Source organism: Nitrospinota bacterium (genome assembly GCA_029881495.1).
GTDB lineage: Bacteria > Nitrospinota_A > UBA7883 > JACRGQ01 > JACRGQ01 > JAOUMJ01.
The window spans coordinates 120,955-136,799 of record JAOUMJ010000003.1; the positions used below are offsets into that span (position 1 = coordinate 120,955).

Genomic DNA, 15,845 nt, shown 5'->3' on the forward strand with positions numbered 1-15,845 from the left:
AGAAGAGATTATGGCACTAGCAAAAGAAGATAAAACAGCTTTAATAGACAAATTTAAAACGGGTGAAAAAGATACCGGTTCACCGGAAGTACAGGTTGCGATTCTTAGCAATCGTATAAGCTATCTCACCGAGCATTTTAAAACCCATAAAAAGGATCATCACTCCAGGAGAAGGCTATTAGCTCTGGTAAATAATCGAAAAAAGCTTCTTAACTACTTGAAAAAGAAAGAAGAAGGTCGATACCTTAAGCTTATAGAAGAACTTGGAATCAGAAAATAGATTTGCTTTTCACTCCGCCATTCGGCGGATGTTTTTCCCTCTGGTTTTCCAGCGGGAACAATATAAAGTATCAATATTTGCGGAAAACTAGAGGAGAAATTATCACATGAAATCCCGAGTGGAAACCAATATCGGACACTCTGTCTATTCGATAGAGACCGGTGAAATGGCCAGACAGGCCGGCGGAGCAGTACTGGTCCAATTTGGAGAATCAATCGTTTTTGCTTCTGCCACGGCTGAAGAGGCGCCAAAGGAAGGTTTTGACTTCTTCCCTTTAACAGTAGATTACCGGGAGAAATTTTACGCCGCCGGCAGGATTCCTGGCGGTTTTTTCAAGCGTGAAGCGAGGCCGACGGAAAAAGAAACGCTTGTCTGTAGACTTACCGACAGGCCGCTTCGTCCCCTCTTCCCGAAGGGATTCCAGAACGAAACGCAGATCCTTCTTTACGCGCTTTCACATGACGGTGAAAACGATACCGACGTTTTGGCCGTAACTGCGGCCTCCGCGGCGCTATGCATATCAAATATCCCTTTTATCGAGCCTGTAAGCGCTATCAGAGTCGGTTATCTGGACGGGAAATTCATCGTGAACCCAACCCTGAAACAGCGGGATGAATCCAAGCTCGACATGATAGTCGGCGGAACAGCCAGCTCCATAACGATGGTCGAAGGGGAAGTAAAGGAACTGACGGAAGCCGTAATGGTGGAAGCACTTCAGGTTGCCCATACTGAAATTAAAAAACTTTGCGCTATTCAGAAAGAGCTGGCGGACAAAGCCGGCAAGAAGGAAAAACTGACCTTCACCGAGCCTGTAAAAGACACTCATTGGCACGATAAGATCGCAAGCGGGTACTCCGCCCAGATCAAAACTGCCGTATCTACCCCTGAAAAGGATCTGAGAAGCAAAAACCTCTCAGCTCTCAGGACTGAAATCATCGAAGCATTGACAACCGAGGAAGAGCGTGCCGTGCATAAAGGCGCGATCAAGGATGCATTCGGCGATCTGCAAAAGGAGATAGTCCGCAAGATGATCCTTGAGGAGGGTAAAAGGGCCGATGGACGCGGACTTGCCGACGTCCGTCCTATCACCATCCGCACGGGAGTACTGCCACGAACACACGGTTCTGTCCTCTTTACAAGGGGCGAAACGCAGGCTCTGGTTGTCTGTACGCTTGGCTCGGGAAAAGATGAGCAGATGTTCGACAACATCGAGGGGAAAGTTTATAAACGATTTATTTTTCACTACAACTTCCCCCCTTTCTCCGTAGGTGAAGTAAAGTTTGCTGGCGGCCCGGGACGCCGCGAAATCGGTCATGGCGCCCTTGCGGGTCGTGGTGTACAGTTCTGCCTTCCCGATCCTGAAGAGTTCCCTTACACGGTCAGGATAGTTTCTGAAATATTTGAATCAAACGGATCTTCATCCATGGCTTCCGTCTGTGGAGGTTCACTAGCCCTTATGGATGCGGGTGTAAAGATCAAAGCACCGGTTGCAGGCGTTGCCATGGGGCTTGTAGCTGAAGGGAACAAGACCGCCATCCTGACAGATATCCTCGGCCTTGAGGATGCGTTAGGTGATATGGATTTCAAGGTTGCCGGAACCAAAAACGGCATTACAGCTATTCAGATGGATATTAAAGTTGCGGGGATATCTGCCGACTTAATGTCTAGCGCTCTTGATCAGGCTCTAAAGGCAAGGCTACATATCCTCAATGAAATGGAAAAAGCTATGCCGGCGCCAAGGGCTGAAGTATCGCCATTTGCTCCGAAGATGATTACCATGAACATCCCCGCGGATATGATGGGGATGGTTATCGGACCTGGCGGAAAGAATATCCGCGGCATAACAGAAGCAACCGATGCTACCGTCGACCTTGAAGACGGCGGACTTGTAAAAATATTCGCCCTCAATGCCGAAAATGCCAACAAGGCGAAGGAGATGATAGAAGCGATGGTTCGAATACCAGAGGTTGGTGAATACTACCTCGGTAAAGTGGTAAAGATAATGGACTTCGGAGCATTTGTTGAAATAGCCCCCGGAACCCAGGGCCTCGTCCATATCTCCCAGTTCTCCCGCAACAAGATTCGAACCGTGGAAGATGTCATTTCCGAAGGTGAAGAGCTTTGGGTAAAGATAATTGAAATAGACCAAAGGTCGAAGAAGATACGTCTCAGCCATCTTGAAGCTGTTGAAGACGGCAAGCCTGAAATCTCACGCAATTAATAACTGAATAAAGCGCCGGCTAACTACCGGCGTTTTAAATTAATTCCAGGTAGAAATCCCAATACCAGGTAACTCGCGGGGTTTACTAAACTCCGGCCTTTTTCATCGGTTTTTCCAGCGATATCCCGGTCTTAACCAGTCTTACATCCGGCCCAAGTGAGAAATCGGGCAGTACTTTTCTTATTCTGGTGAGAATGCCTAGATGCACAGACTCAAATTTTATAAAGTCCATTGATTCGGATTTTTCGAGAATTTCCACACCGTCCATTTCCATTAAAACCCTTAGCAAAGGTTCGAATACCTTGTTCCCGCTCTCCTCACTAAGGAGCACTTCGTATGTCGCGCTCTTTATTTCGGATTGAATGGACGAGAATGGCGGCAGAAGCTTGTTGACTTGGTAAACCTCAAGCCCTTTTTCGAAATTCATGTTGATAGTTTTCAATATATACTCCGGCGGCATATTTTCTTCCAGTGCCAAGTCGAGCAGTTCATAGTGGCTCTCTACGCCAACCGATAAGGCGGGACCAAAAGAGAGTTTAGGATGTGGATGAAATCCCTCCGAATATGCTACCGGCAGTCCCCCTCTTTTCAAGGCCCTCGTTATGGCCGATTTCAATTCGAGATGCGACAGATATTTTGAGAGCCCCGCTTTTCTGAAATGCAATCTGAAGTGATGTAGTTTTTCATTATCGACCCTTTTATATACAGCGGATGGTAATGGAAAAGTTTCGCTCTTTGCGATTATTTTATGCTCTTTGTTCATTCCGCACCCGAGGCATTTGTTATTACGGCAATCCTCGGAAATTTCCCCTTTCTCGGAGAGCGCCAGTTCCCTTAGCAGGTATTTTTTGTTTACACCCACGTTTATATGATCCCATGGAAGAGTTTCATCCTGTTGCCTTTTCCTGTTGGCGTACTCTTCCGGTTTAATGCCGCATTCCGCGAACGCCTCGAGCCAGAGATCGTACCGGAAATAGTCCGACCATCCATCGAGCCGGCACCCCTTTTCATACGCCTTTTTTATAACGGCACCAAGACGCCTGTCCCCTCTGGAAAATACCCCTTCCAGGAAGGACATTTCCACTTCATGCCCTTTCATCGAAACCTTTTTCATTTTCCTGAAAGCGCCAATCAGTATGGTCTTTTTCCTTAACAGGGTCTCGAAGCTGTCCATGGCCACCCACTGAAAGGCCGTGTGAGGCTTCGGCACAAACTGCGCTACGCCAACGTTTATGCTTTTGAATCGTTTACCATTTTCGCTCAATGAGACGATCTTTTTCACCATCTCAGGTATCGAATATACATCTTCATCCGTTTCAGTCGGCAGACCGATCATGAAATACATTTTCAGCGTTGTCCATCCGCCACTTAACACTTTCCTGGCAGTATCTATGATCTCATCATCCGATATGTTTTTATTTATTACCCACCTCAGCCTTTCGTTGCCGGCTTCAGCGGTGATGGTGAATCCGGTTTTTCTTACCCGGCTTATAGTGTCTATCATATCCCTGGTAAGGCTTCCCGATCGTAGCGAGGGCAGTGATATGGCGACATGCTGTTTCTCCATTTCATCCATCAAAGTTTTAACCAGCGGTTCAATCGAGCTGTAATCACCGCTGGAAAGGGAAGCGAGGGAAATGTTGTCGAATCCGGTGCTTTTCATTCCATATTCGGCGATCCTCAACACTTCGGATGGCGCTCTTTCGCGAACCGGTCTGTATGTAATACCCGCCTGGCAATACCGGCATCCAACGGTGCAACCTCTATCGATCTCAACCGAGAGCCGGTCGAAAACCGGCTGTCCGTACGGGATGACCATTTTGAAAGGGTATGGGCTATTATTCAAATCACTTAGAAAATATTTTATTGGTTTTGGCAGATTCTTCTTCAGATGGGTTACCTCTGCGACCTTTATACCGTCGTACAAAACGGAGAAATGCGACGGGACATAAATCCCCTCTACCTTTGCTACCTCTTCAAGTATCTTATCTTTTGGGACGTTCGCTTTTCTTAGTCTGCCGATGGTTTCACATATCTCAGGCAATAATATTTCTGCCTCGCCTATAAAAAACATATCGAAAAAATCCGATATCGGTTCCGGATTAAAAATGGACGGCCCCCCCCCTATGACTATCGGATCATCATCGCCTCTCTCTGAACCGAGTAAAGGAACCTTTCCAAGCTCCAGCATCGCGAGTATTTCCGAATAGCATAACTCGGTAGGGATGCTGAAACCTATAACATCGAAATCGGATAAAGGATCGTGAGATTCATGGCTCCGAAGAGCGACATTTTCGTTTCGTAATATTTGCTCGAAATCGGGTTCCGGGGCAAAGAAGCGCTCGGCCCAGAGCGTCTTTCTTTCGTTAACGGCAGAATAAAGTATCTTTACCCCCAGGTTTGACATCCCTATTCCATAAAGTTCGGGGAAACAGATAGCCAGACGGCAATCAACAGCCTCCCTCACCTTGATTATTGAATTTACTTCCTCTCCGATATACTGTGACGGATTATGGATTTTATCCAGCCACCTGGCGTATGGGTGATCAATCATGCCTGTATCGCCTCATGTGTACAGATTGCAGAATCCCCAAAATCGCATAATTTGTAATTATTGACGAACCGCCATAGCTGAATAGAGGCATTGGGATACCGACAATCGGGACGATTCCCAGGGTCATGCTCACATTGTAAAAGAAATGAAATGCGATAATCGTTGTACCGCCAACAGCCAGCAATACGCCGCCCCTGTCCTTCGCCTTCAAAATGATATCGATCATTCTTAAAAACATTAACAGGTAAAGTGTTAATAGCAACATAGCGCCAAAAAAGCCGACCTCTTCCGCAAAAACCGAAAAGATGAAGTCCGTATGCTTTTCAGGAAGAAAATTGAGCTTGCTTTGTGTCCCTGCGAATATCCCTTTTCCCCAAAGGCCGCCGCTCCCTATGGCAATTTTTGATTGGATCGTATGATATCCGATACCTAACGGATCCGAAGCGGGATCAAGCATCGCCATGACGCGATTCTTTTGATAAGGTTTCAGGTTGAACCACATTGCAGGTATTGCGATAAGGACGCTGACGATAATTATTGCCAGTGTGTTTCTCCTGATACCGCTGACAAACGCCATAACCGAGAAGATTATCGCCATTATCAAGGCAGTACCAAGATCCGGTTGCTTGAAAATCAGAAATGCGGGAATGGCCATTATAATTCCCGGAATTGCCAATGCTCTGAATCCCATTTCGTTTTTATCTCTTTGATCGTCAAAATATCTCGCAAGAGTGATAACCAGAACCACTTTTATCAGTTCCGAAGGTTGCATATTCATCCCGGCAATTGAAATCCAGCGTTGCGAGCCTGAAATAACCCTTCCGCTTAAAAGTACCGACAGCAAAAGGAGTACGAAAATACCGTATACAAGGTAGGCGGGGCGTTCCAAATTTCTGTAATCGAGCACACAGAGAAATATCATAAGAATCATCCCGTATATGTTCCATTCGATCTGCTTTATGTAAATCCTTTGAAAATATTCGGTAGAACTGGAGAATGTAGCGCTGTAGACGAAGATTATCCCGCAAACTGCGATAATAAGCGCGGTAATAAACAGAACCCAGTCAAAAACGGCATACCATCTTTTGCCAAGTTCCCCTTTTGCGGTATTTCTTTTTTCCATCAGAATTCGTCGCCAGTGCTAATTCTATTTCTGCGAAGCGATTTCAGGTATGTTTCGATGACGGTTTTTGCAATCGGAGCGGCCACAACGCCTCCGCTCCCGCCATGCTCTATGACAACGGAAACGACTATCTCCGGATTTTCGTATGGCGCATATCCCACGAACCATGCATGATCGCGCAACTTTTCGGGAATCTCATCATGTTCCCTCAAATCTTCAGTCCGTTTTTTTACTACTTGCCCGGTTCCGGTCTTTCCTGCAACCTGGACTCCCCATATCTTTGCTGCTTTTCCCGTTCCATAACGTGAGTTCACCACCTTTAACATCGATTCTCTAACAAACTGAATATTCTCAGGCGCAATTCCTATTTCTGTTCTGCCAAGCGAGGCAAGATCATTTCCAGAAACATCCTTCAGGAAAACAAGTTTTGGCTGAACGATATAGCCGCCGTTTGCAATCGAGCTCGTAACTACCGCCATCTGGAGCGGCGTCACAAGCGTATACCCTTGCCCGATTGCGATCGACATCGTCTCTCCCAAAATCCACTGAGAGCCTCTATATTTTTCTTTCCATGCTTTCGTAGGAATAAGACCGCTTCTTTCATCTTCCAAAGCTATGCCTGTAATGCTGTGAAGACCGAATCTCCTGCCCCATTGGGCTATCTTGTTTGCTCCGAGCTTCATCCCGATCTGGTAAAAATATATGTCGCACGATTGCGTGATTGCACCAATGAGATTTACTTCGCCGTGCCCTCCCCTGTTCCAGCATCGGTACCATTTTTTTCCGAGTTTGTAATATCCCGCGCATAGGAGTTTTTGCTCTTTGTCTATAACCCCTTCTTCCAGCGCCGCTGTAGCGACTATTATCTTGTATGTAGATGCCGGGGCATACAATCCCATTATCGCCCTATTGTTCAGGGGATGATATTTATCGGCAAGAAGCTCCTTCCAGTAATTCGGCTCTACACCGTATGCAAATTTGTTCAGATCAAATGCGGGGGAACTGACTATTGCCAATACTTCACCAGTATCCGGCTTCATTGCAACAATAGCGCCACGCTTATCTTCCATTAACCGTTCTGCTTTCAGTTGGGTTTCATAATCAAGAGAAATGTAAAGATCTTTTCCAACACCTGAATCTTCCATGCTGATTACTTTAAGTTCGCGGCCTGTCGCGTCGACCTCCAGCACCTTTTTACCGCGGGCCCCGCGCAGTATTGGTTCAAAACTTTTTTCTATGCCGTATTTTCCAATAATATCCCCCGCTTTATATTCATCCAGAACGGGATCATTCATCTGTTCACGGGAAATTTCACCCAGGTATCCGATAAGATGCGCCGCAAACGATCCATACCGGTAGTTTCTTATAGGGCGTATGGCAATAGATATTCCAGGCAATTCATATCTGTGTTCTTCTAGAATGGCTGCGTCCGCGCGAGATATGTCGTACGAGACGATTACCGGTACAAATGGAGGAACAGAGGAGAGCTTTTCCAATACATCATCAGGCTTTAACCCCACCAGCTTTTCCAGCTTGGCAAGAATGTCTGACATATTGGAAATGTCTTCCTTAATCAGGACAATATTAAAAGAAGGCCTCGACCCGACAAGTTTTTCACCAAACCTGTCATAAATATCGCCCCGCAATCCAGGAAATGTTATCTGGCGCAATCTGTTATTTTCAGCTTGCGCCTTTAGCTGGCGCGCCTGAGCAACCTGGAGGTACCAAAGTCTTACGAAAATGGCAAAGAATCCAATCAGAACAAATCCCATCAACAGAAATATTCTGAAGCGGAGGTTCTTTTTGAAGTTGTCCGATGCATCAAAAACGTAATCCAACGCCATAACTCTAAACCTGTATTTTAATTAAAAAGGTTGTAGAGCCTTTAACGGCCCGTATGTTAGAAGTTTTTCATATACTTCCTTTTTGTATTTCGCCAGCGATTCCTTTGATTCTGCCTCAAAACGGAGAACCAGAACAGGCTGGGTGTTTGAGGCCCTTACCAAAGCCCATCCGTCATCAAACTCCATTCTTACACCATCAATATCGATAACTCTGTATTTGGATTTATAGAATGCAACCAGTTCTCGTACAAGTCCGAACTTCTCATTATCGGGGCAGTCAACGCGGATTTCAGGTGTGCTATATGTCTTTGGAATCTCTTCGAGAAATTTCGAAACAGGTTTCTTGGCTGTATCCACTATTTTAAGGAATTTTGCCGTGGCAAAAATTGCGTCATCATAGCCGAAATAATTTTCGCCAAAGAAAATATGTGCGCTCATCTCCCCCGCAAGCTCGGCATTTTCATCATGCATTCTCTGCTTTATTATCGAATGCCCTGTGGCAGACATGATCGGGTGACCTCCGTGCTTTTTTACGTAAAGAGGAAGGTTCCTTGAGCACTTCACATCGAATATCACCTTCGCGCCATTGACCCGCGAGAGGAGATCCTTTGCGTAGACCATTAATATATGGTCTCCATGTAATTGATTTCCCAACTCATCTACAACGCCTATTCTATCGGCATCACCGTCATACCCTATCCCCAGTTCAGCCTTATGAGAGATGACCGCTTTTTTAAGATCTTCCATATTCTTCTCTACAGTCGGATCCGGGTGATGATTCGGGAATCTCCCATCCGGTTCCGAGAATAGCTCAATGACCTCACACCCCATTTCCTTGAAAAGTTCGGGCGCTAAAATCCCTCCACAGCCGTTCGCAGAATCAATCACAACCTTTATCTTTCTTGCAAACGATATCTTTTCTTTCACCATTTTTTTATATGGGGTGATCACATCTTCGTTATTCCGATTACCTTTTCCAGACTTGAAATCCCCTTTTTCAATTTCATCGGCCAGTTTTTGAATCTCTTCCCCATGTACCGATTTTTTATTGATTAGAAGCTTGAACCCATTGAATTCCGGGGGATTATGACTACCTGTAATCATTATTCCGCCATGAACATCAAGATGGAACTGAGAAAAGTATAGCAAAGGGGTTGGCACCCTCCCTATGTCAATGATGTCACACCCTGTAGAAAGAACGCCTTTAGAAAGGCTCTCGAGCAATTTTTCACCTGATAGCCGGACATCTCTCCCGATGGCAATCCGGCTACCGCCGCCGGAAATTACCCTTGACCCGAATGCCTTACCGATATTTTCAACCACCTCCGGGACAAGATCGGTAGCAACTACACCCCTAATATCGTATTCTCGAAAAATTGACCTGTTCAAAAGTACGCTCTCCTCATGTTAAACAGCTTATGCAGCATTCTCCAATTTATTCCCAAGAAATTCCTTTACGATATCCTTGATTTCATCAAAAGTCTTGCTGTTATTTATAAGCCCCCTTACTTTTTTGGCAGAAGACATTCCTCTCAGATAATGCATCAGATGCCCTTTCATCTGACCAATCCCATAACTGCCATAGAACTCTTCCATCCAAATGCAATGCTGGAGGATCGTACCTAGCTCTTCTTGAGGCCGAATCTCTCTTCCAGCTCTTATCTCTTTGAATATAGATGGCATACCTAGAGCGCCCCTACCTATCATAAGACCATCTGCGCCGGTCATTTCCAGCCAGTTGTGCGCGTCTTTGAGGGACTTGATATCGCCGTTTCCGATGATCTCCACGTCAACCCTCTTTTTAAGCTCTGAAACGAAAGAGAAATCGATAGGCCCGGAGAACATGTCCTCGACACTCCTGGCGTGAACGGTAATCCTTGATGCCCCATTCTGAACAGCTTCCAGCGCTACTTCAAAACCTCTTTTATCCTTCTGGTTTTTTCCGGTCCTTATTTTCACGCTGACAGGGGTTTTTACCGCTTCTACGACCCTTTTTACGATCTCCCCGGCACGGGCCGGGTTTTCCAGAAGTGCTGAGCCAGAACCCCCTTTTCTCACCTTCCTGGCTGGGCACCCCATATTGATATCGATAAACAGCGGCCGTAGTTCTTCTACTCTCCTTGCGGCTTCAGCCATTATCTCTGGATCGCTTCCGAAGATCTGTATGGACGCAGGCCTCTCTTCAGGGTGTATTTCGGCCATTTTCAGGGTTTTCCCGTTGTCGCGGACAAGCGCATTCGAGCTTAAAAGCTCAGTTACTACCTCATCGGCGCCGTTTCTGATGCAAAGACGCCTGAATGGTTGGTCCGAAAAACCGGCCATTGGAGCCAGAATCAGTTTTATATCATTTTTAATGAGCATTAATCAGCCCTTAACCTCTATATTCAAACATGTTAAAGTATTTTTGCAGAATTTATATTAACATGGCGAATCCAAATTGGAGCACCTACAGAAGAGTGAAATTAAGCAGTCGAGAAACTTTATTAAATCATGAAAATATTTGTACTTAATCCGCCATACGCAAATGATTTCTGTCGCTCTGACAGATGGGCATCGAAGATGATATGGGATACAAACAGGCACCCTGATTACCTGCTGACTGCCGTTGCCGTACTTGAAAATGCCGGACATAAGGTAGGCTTTCTCGATGGCGCGGCGCTGAACCTCTCAGAAGATAAAGTAACCCAAATAATCAGGGACTTCTGGCCTGATATCGCAGTTATTCATTCAACAACACCATCCATTTACAACGATATCTACTACGCCAAGATCGCAAAAAAAATGGGTGTGCCTCTTACGGTTATGGTGGGACCGCATGTTACTGCCAATCCGGATGAAACGCTCACCTTTGGGAAGGAAAAAGTTGATATCGTTGTCAGAGGCGAATATGACGAAGTTTTAAACAATATCGCGTCTACTTCCGATCTAAAATTGGTAAATGGTATTTCGTACCAGATAAAGGGTGAAATCTTCCATAACCCCCCTGCCAGGCCGCCCGATGTTACAGCACTTCCATACCCTGCCTGGCACAAGATAAAACCGGAATGGTACAAGGATCCCGATAAATCATATCCATTTCTTACACAGATAACGGGCAGAGGATGCGTTGCAAAATGCACCTTTTGCCGTGATATACATGTGATGTCGCCGGGAGCGGTGCGCCTAAGGGATCCGAAACAGGTTGTGGATGAGGTTGTATTCAATCAGAAACTCTTTCCTCAAGTGAAGGAGATCATGTTCGAAACCGAATCATTTACGGCAAATGCAAATCATGTAGAAGGAATCTGCCGGGAGATATTGAAACGCAATCTGAAGTTCACCTGGAGCTGTAGCACGCGTGTAGACATGGACCTGAGACTGATGGGAATAATGCGTGCTGCCGGTTGCCGAGCCCTTTTTACAGGGTATGAATTCGGCATGCAGTCCGCCCTGGATGCGGTAAAAAAAGGGACAACTCTCGAACAGGCTAGATTATTTACGCAAAAAGCAAAAAAGCTGGGCTTTTCGGTGATAGGCTATTTTATGATAGGCGCTCCAGGGGAAACTGAAGAGAGCGCGTATACCACGATTGAGTTTGCAAAATCTCTTTTAATAGACAGGATATACCTGAACAGTATTGCGGTATACCCCGGTACCGAGATGTATAAATGGGCCAAGGAGGAAGGGCATCTCTTTCCCAAGGAGTGGACCGGCTGGCTTGACGAAAACTTTGAGGCAAAATCTACATTACACTACCCCCAGGTAAGCAAAACAGAAATGGACGCCATACTCGAAAAAGGGCGAAAGGATATTCATCTGAATCCCAAACAGATTTTTAATATCGCAAAAGAGATGAAAAGCATCAGCGATGTAAAAAAGACTCTATCAAACCTGAAGAGCCTGGTTGAAAACCTAGGCGGGGGCAAAACACCCTAGCTACCCCTACAGGCAATTCTTTCGCGCAATTCAGGCTTTTGGCTACGCCAATGATCATCACTCTCTCCGAATCGGCTTAATGATCGCTGTGCTGTTTGATTATTTCGTTTTGGATGTTCGGGGGAACTGTATCGTAATGGTCGAAATGAATCGTGTAGTTTCCTTCGCCGCCTGTTAGCGATTTCAAGTCGGCCTGATAGGTCATTATCTCGGCAAGCGGAACAAGCGCCGATATATGGGCCATATCAACTTCGGATCCTGAGTGAACTATCTTCCCCCTCCTGCTGTTGATATCCCCCATTATATCTCCCATATACTCCTGAGGAGAATCAACGTCTATCATGACAATCGGTTCCAGAAGAACCGGTGAGCACTCCATAAAGCCCTTTTTTAATGCTTCTCGACCAGCTATCTGAAAAGCGATATCCTTGGAATCAACCGGATGCGTTTTCCCATCAACCAGTCGAACCCTGAAATCTACCGCCGGGTACCCTGCGAATATTCCTTCTGCCATTTTTGACTGTATCCCTTTATCAACGGATGTCCTGAATACCTGGTCAATTACGCCACCCACGATTTTATCTATAAACTCATATCCGCTACCCCTGGGCAATGGCTCAAGGTCTATAAACACCCTTGCGAACTGCCCTGCTCCCCCGCTCTGTTTTTTATGTGTATATTCAACCCCCTTAATGCTTTTTGTAATCGTCTCCCTGTATGGAATTTTCGGGATGGATGTTTCCACTTCGACTTTATATTTCCGCTTCAATCGGGACAGCACAAGTTTCAAATGATTGTCTGACATTCCGCTAATTACCAGATCCCCGGTCTCGGCGTCATGGACAGAGTGGAATGTCATGTCTTCACTTTCAAACTCTTTCAAAGCATTCCCGATCTTTTGCTCATCCTTTCGGCTTTTAAGTTTTACCGCTAGCGATACCATAGGAACGGGAAATTTGATCTCTTCGAGCTTCAGATCGGTATTGGCGTCGGTAATTGTGTCTCCGGCGCGCATGTCGGAGACCTTGGAAAGACCTATAATGTCTCCCGCTTCTGCAAAAGGTATATCAAAATGCTCCTTCCCCCTGTTCTTGAAAATGGAACCGATTTTTTCCATATTCCCTGTACGTCTGTTAATGAAGGAGCCGTTCGCGGAGAGCTTGCCTGAAAGCACGCGGATATATGATATTCGGGTCACAAAGTCGTCTGTGACCGTTCGATAGACCAATCCTATGAAACCGTTGCCGTTCAACGTTACCTCTTTTCCGTCCTTGAAGCCCTTTCTTGTTATGAAATCGGGGGGCGGAACTATCGACTCAATAGTCTCCAGCAGCTCTTTTGTCCCTATCTCTTTTTCAGCGGAGGTAAAAAGGACGGGAAACACGCTCCCTGCAACGATCGCCTTTATGAACGCTTCATGCAGTTCATCATCGGAAATCTCAACCCCTTCAAGATATTTACCCATAATCGCTTCATCTGCTTCGACGATAGCCTCGATAATTTCCTTGTTGAATGTTTTTATCTCATCTGATGATCCTGCATCAATTTTCAGAGTGTTAAAGACTTTGCTGAATTTTTCACCAGACCCGTCTGGCCAATACATTGGGATGCACTTTTTCCCAAAGCTTTGGCGAACCTGCTCATATTTTTCCCTGAAATTTGTATTGTGGGCATCAAGTCTATTGATGCTGATAATTCTCGGAATCCCCATTTTGGAGGCCTCACTCCAGACCCTGCGGGTATTGACCAAGACCGCCCTTGCAGTGGCGTCTACGCAAACGAGGGCGCATTCCACGGCTCTGAGGGCAGTATATACCTCGCCAATCGAATCGGGGCTTCCAGGTACGTCGAGCATATTGAAATGCTTGCCATCGTAATCAAATGAAATGGTCGAAAGAAAATGTGATTTACCGTGCTCCTTTTCGTCTGGATCGAAATCGCTTACGGTATTTTTATCCTTGATATGGCCAATCTTCGGGATTGCTCCGGCATGTTCCAGAAAAGCCTCGATAAGTGATGTTTTTCCTGTGTGCTCATGCCCAACAAGAGCAACATTCCGAATATTAGTGACCCCGTCCTGACTCAAGAAACACCCCTCTTCACAAAGTTGGAATCCCGATGCATTCATCTTACCCGAAATCTCACAGAGCCGCCAGATATTCGACCAGTTTTCAATTAGATCTTAAACATCCTCTCCTCATTCCGAACGAATTTGTACATAAGATCCCGGGAGGGATATCAAATGTTGTGAAAAACCGTAAGCCATTATAATATATGGCTGAAGAGTAACCTTGATTTTGAAGAGTGGGAAAAATTCTTTCAGTTCCAGATTGGGAGTGTAAAACTTGGCTTTAAAGATTGATTACGGCAACTTTATCCGTGAAATCACAATTAAGCAACAGTTCGTCTCATACGAGGAACTCACTACCAAACAAGAGCTTGATTCCGAAGGGAAACCGCTCCCCTATCGCCCGACAAAAATAAAGCTCAGGGGGATAGATGTCTACAGATTACTTGGCCCCTATATCAGCATAAGGTTTATAAACCAGGTAAGAGCGGTAATTCCCCTTGCGCTCTACCTGATATTCTTTCAAATTCTGATATTAAGGCAGGGAATAATCGATCACTGGGTAATTACCGTTGGCCTGATTGCCGTAATCGTCGGGCTTATGATATTCATGGAAGGGTTAAAACTCGGCCTGATGCCGTTTTCTGAAACTATCGGGGACAGCCTGCCAAAAAAATCATCACTTGGCGTTGTACTCCTCATAGCCTTCATTCTCGGGATAGGCGTAACATTCGCTGAACCTGCCATCGGAGCGCTACAGGCTGTCGGGAAAATAGTCGACATGCACAAAGCGCCCTACCTCTATGCCTTGCTAAATAATTATTCCGACGTACTGGTGCTTGTGGTCGGCGTTGGCGTCGGAATTGCGACAATACTTGGAACTCTTCGTTTTTTAAATGGATGGAGCCTGAAACCTCTAATTTACATTACCGTAATACCAACTCTCCTGCTGACGGTCTACTGCATGACCGACGATGAATTAAGTAAAACTGTCGGCCTGGCATGGGACTGCGGCGCCGTAACCACCGGCCCTGTAACCGTTCCGCTTGTACTTGCGCTCGGTATTGGTATCGCTTCCGCGGGAGGGAAAAGCGTCTCGTCTCTTTCCGGTTTCGGGATAGTTACACTCGCTTCGATATTCCCGATAACCGGTGTGCTAATTCTGGCTGTATCCCTCTCATTCATATCATCTCCCGAATTGATAGTTCAAGGTGCACAAGCCGCCGCATCGATAACGTCTGCCCCCGGAACAGTACACTGGTCACAAAAAACTCCCTTCGTAGAGATCATCCTGGGTACCAGAGCCATTGTTCCCCTTGTGGTCTTTCTGTTTCTCGTGCAGATGCTGATCATTCGTGAAAAACTGAAGGAGTTTTGGATAGTTATGTACGGATTGATACTCTGTCTTGCGGGAATGATAATTTTTGGAATCGGGTTGAGCTATGGACTTGCCAAGCTTGGTGGACAATCCGGGAGCCTGGTTCCTGCGGCGTTTACTCAGTTGGAGAATGTGGAAAATTCACCCTTGTACGTCTTTCCTCTCGGTTTTACCATTGCCATATTCTTTGCGTGGGTTCTTGGATTTGGCGCTACACTGGCTGAACCAGCGCTGAACGCTCTCGGTATGACCGTTGAAAACCTCACAAACGGCGCTTTCAGGAAGCGGTTGCTGATGTACTCGGTATCGATAGGCGTCGGCTTTGGGATCTCGCTTGGCGTATTGAAGCTCATATACCAAATCCCGCTGGCCTATATGCTCCTTCCAAGCTACGCTCTCGCTCTTGTGCTCACCTATTTTTCAACAGAAGAATTTGTTAACATCGCATGGGACAGCGCAGGG

At 46.0% G+C, this 15,845-nt stretch carries 10 protein-coding genes; 4 read left to right on the plus strand and 6 right to left on the minus strand.

What is annotated here, in order from left to right; translation table 11 throughout:
- The first annotated feature begins 10 nt into the window (after nucleotides 1-10).
- Nucleotides 11-280 (plus strand): 30S ribosomal protein S15, encoded by a 270-nt coding sequence (gene rpsO / locus OEY64_02385; GenBank protein ID MDH5541791.1) that lies wholly within the window; start codon nucleotides 11-13, stop codon nucleotides 278-280.
- A 106-nt stretch (nucleotides 281-386) separates the two neighbouring features.
- Complete coding sequence (locus OEY64_02390) at nucleotides 387-2,501, plus strand: polyribonucleotide nucleotidyltransferase (GenBank protein ID MDH5541792.1); 2,115 nt, start codon at nucleotides 387-389, stop codon at nucleotides 2,499-2,501.
- A gap of 85 nt (nucleotides 2,502-2,586) precedes the next feature.
- Here the strand turns inward: OEY64_02390 and OEY64_02395 are convergent, their stop codons facing one another.
- From OEY64_02395 to OEY64_02415, 5 genes are read right to left on the minus strand one after another with little or no spacing between them, the layout of a single operon-like run.
- A complete protein-coding gene (locus OEY64_02395; GenBank protein ID MDH5541793.1) occupies nucleotides 2,587-5,055 on the minus strand; it encodes a TIGR03960 family B12-binding radical SAM protein in 2,469 nt (822 codons plus the stop codon).
- Nucleotides 5,048-6,178 (minus strand): rod shape-determining protein RodA, encoded by a 1,131-nt coding sequence (rodA, locus tag OEY64_02400; GenBank protein ID MDH5541794.1) that lies wholly within the window; start codon nucleotides 6,176-6,178, stop codon nucleotides 5,048-5,050. The genes OEY64_02395 and rodA overlap by 8 nt, the downstream gene beginning before the upstream one ends.
- Nucleotides 6,178-8,022, minus strand: a complete 1,845-nt coding sequence (gene mrdA, locus OEY64_02405) for a penicillin-binding protein 2 (protein ID MDH5541795.1) — start codon at nucleotides 8,020-8,022, stop codon at nucleotides 6,178-6,180. Before mrdA ends, rodA begins: the two co-directional genes overlap by 1 nt.
- Nucleotides 8,023-8,043: 21 nt before the next feature.
- On the minus strand, nucleotides 8,044-9,411 hold the full coding sequence (locus OEY64_02410) for a phosphomannomutase/phosphoglucomutase (protein ID MDH5541796.1): 1,368 nt from the start codon (nucleotides 9,409-9,411) through the stop codon (nucleotides 8,044-8,046).
- 27 nt (nucleotides 9,412-9,438) lie between these two features.
- A complete protein-coding gene (locus OEY64_02415) occupies nucleotides 9,439-10,383 on the minus strand; it encodes a tRNA-dihydrouridine synthase family protein (GenBank protein MDH5541797.1) in 945 nt (314 codons plus the stop codon).
- Between the two features lie 129 nt (nucleotides 10,384-10,512).
- On the opposite strand from OEY64_02415, the gene OEY64_02420 reads away from it, so the two are divergent.
- The gene (locus OEY64_02420) at nucleotides 10,513-11,937 is read left to right on the plus strand and encodes a B12-binding domain-containing radical SAM protein (GenBank protein MDH5541798.1); all 1,425 of its coding nucleotides are present in this window, start codon (nucleotides 10,513-10,515) and stop codon (nucleotides 11,935-11,937) included.
- Between the two features lie 76 nt (nucleotides 11,938-12,013).
- Here the strand turns inward: OEY64_02420 and fusA are convergent, their stop codons facing one another.
- Nucleotides 12,014-14,023 carry an elongation factor G gene (gene fusA, locus OEY64_02425; GenBank protein ID MDH5541799.1) on the minus strand — a complete coding sequence of 670 codons (2,010 nt, stop codon included), beginning with the start codon at nucleotides 14,021-14,023 and terminating at the stop codon, nucleotides 12,014-12,016.
- A gap of 259 nt (nucleotides 14,024-14,282) precedes the next feature.
- Between fusA and OEY64_02430 the strand changes: the two genes are divergently transcribed.
- Nucleotides 14,283-15,845, plus strand: a 1,563-nt coding sequence (locus tag OEY64_02430) for a DUF1538 domain-containing protein (GenBank protein ID MDH5541800.1), incomplete at its 3' end; no start/stop codon positions are given.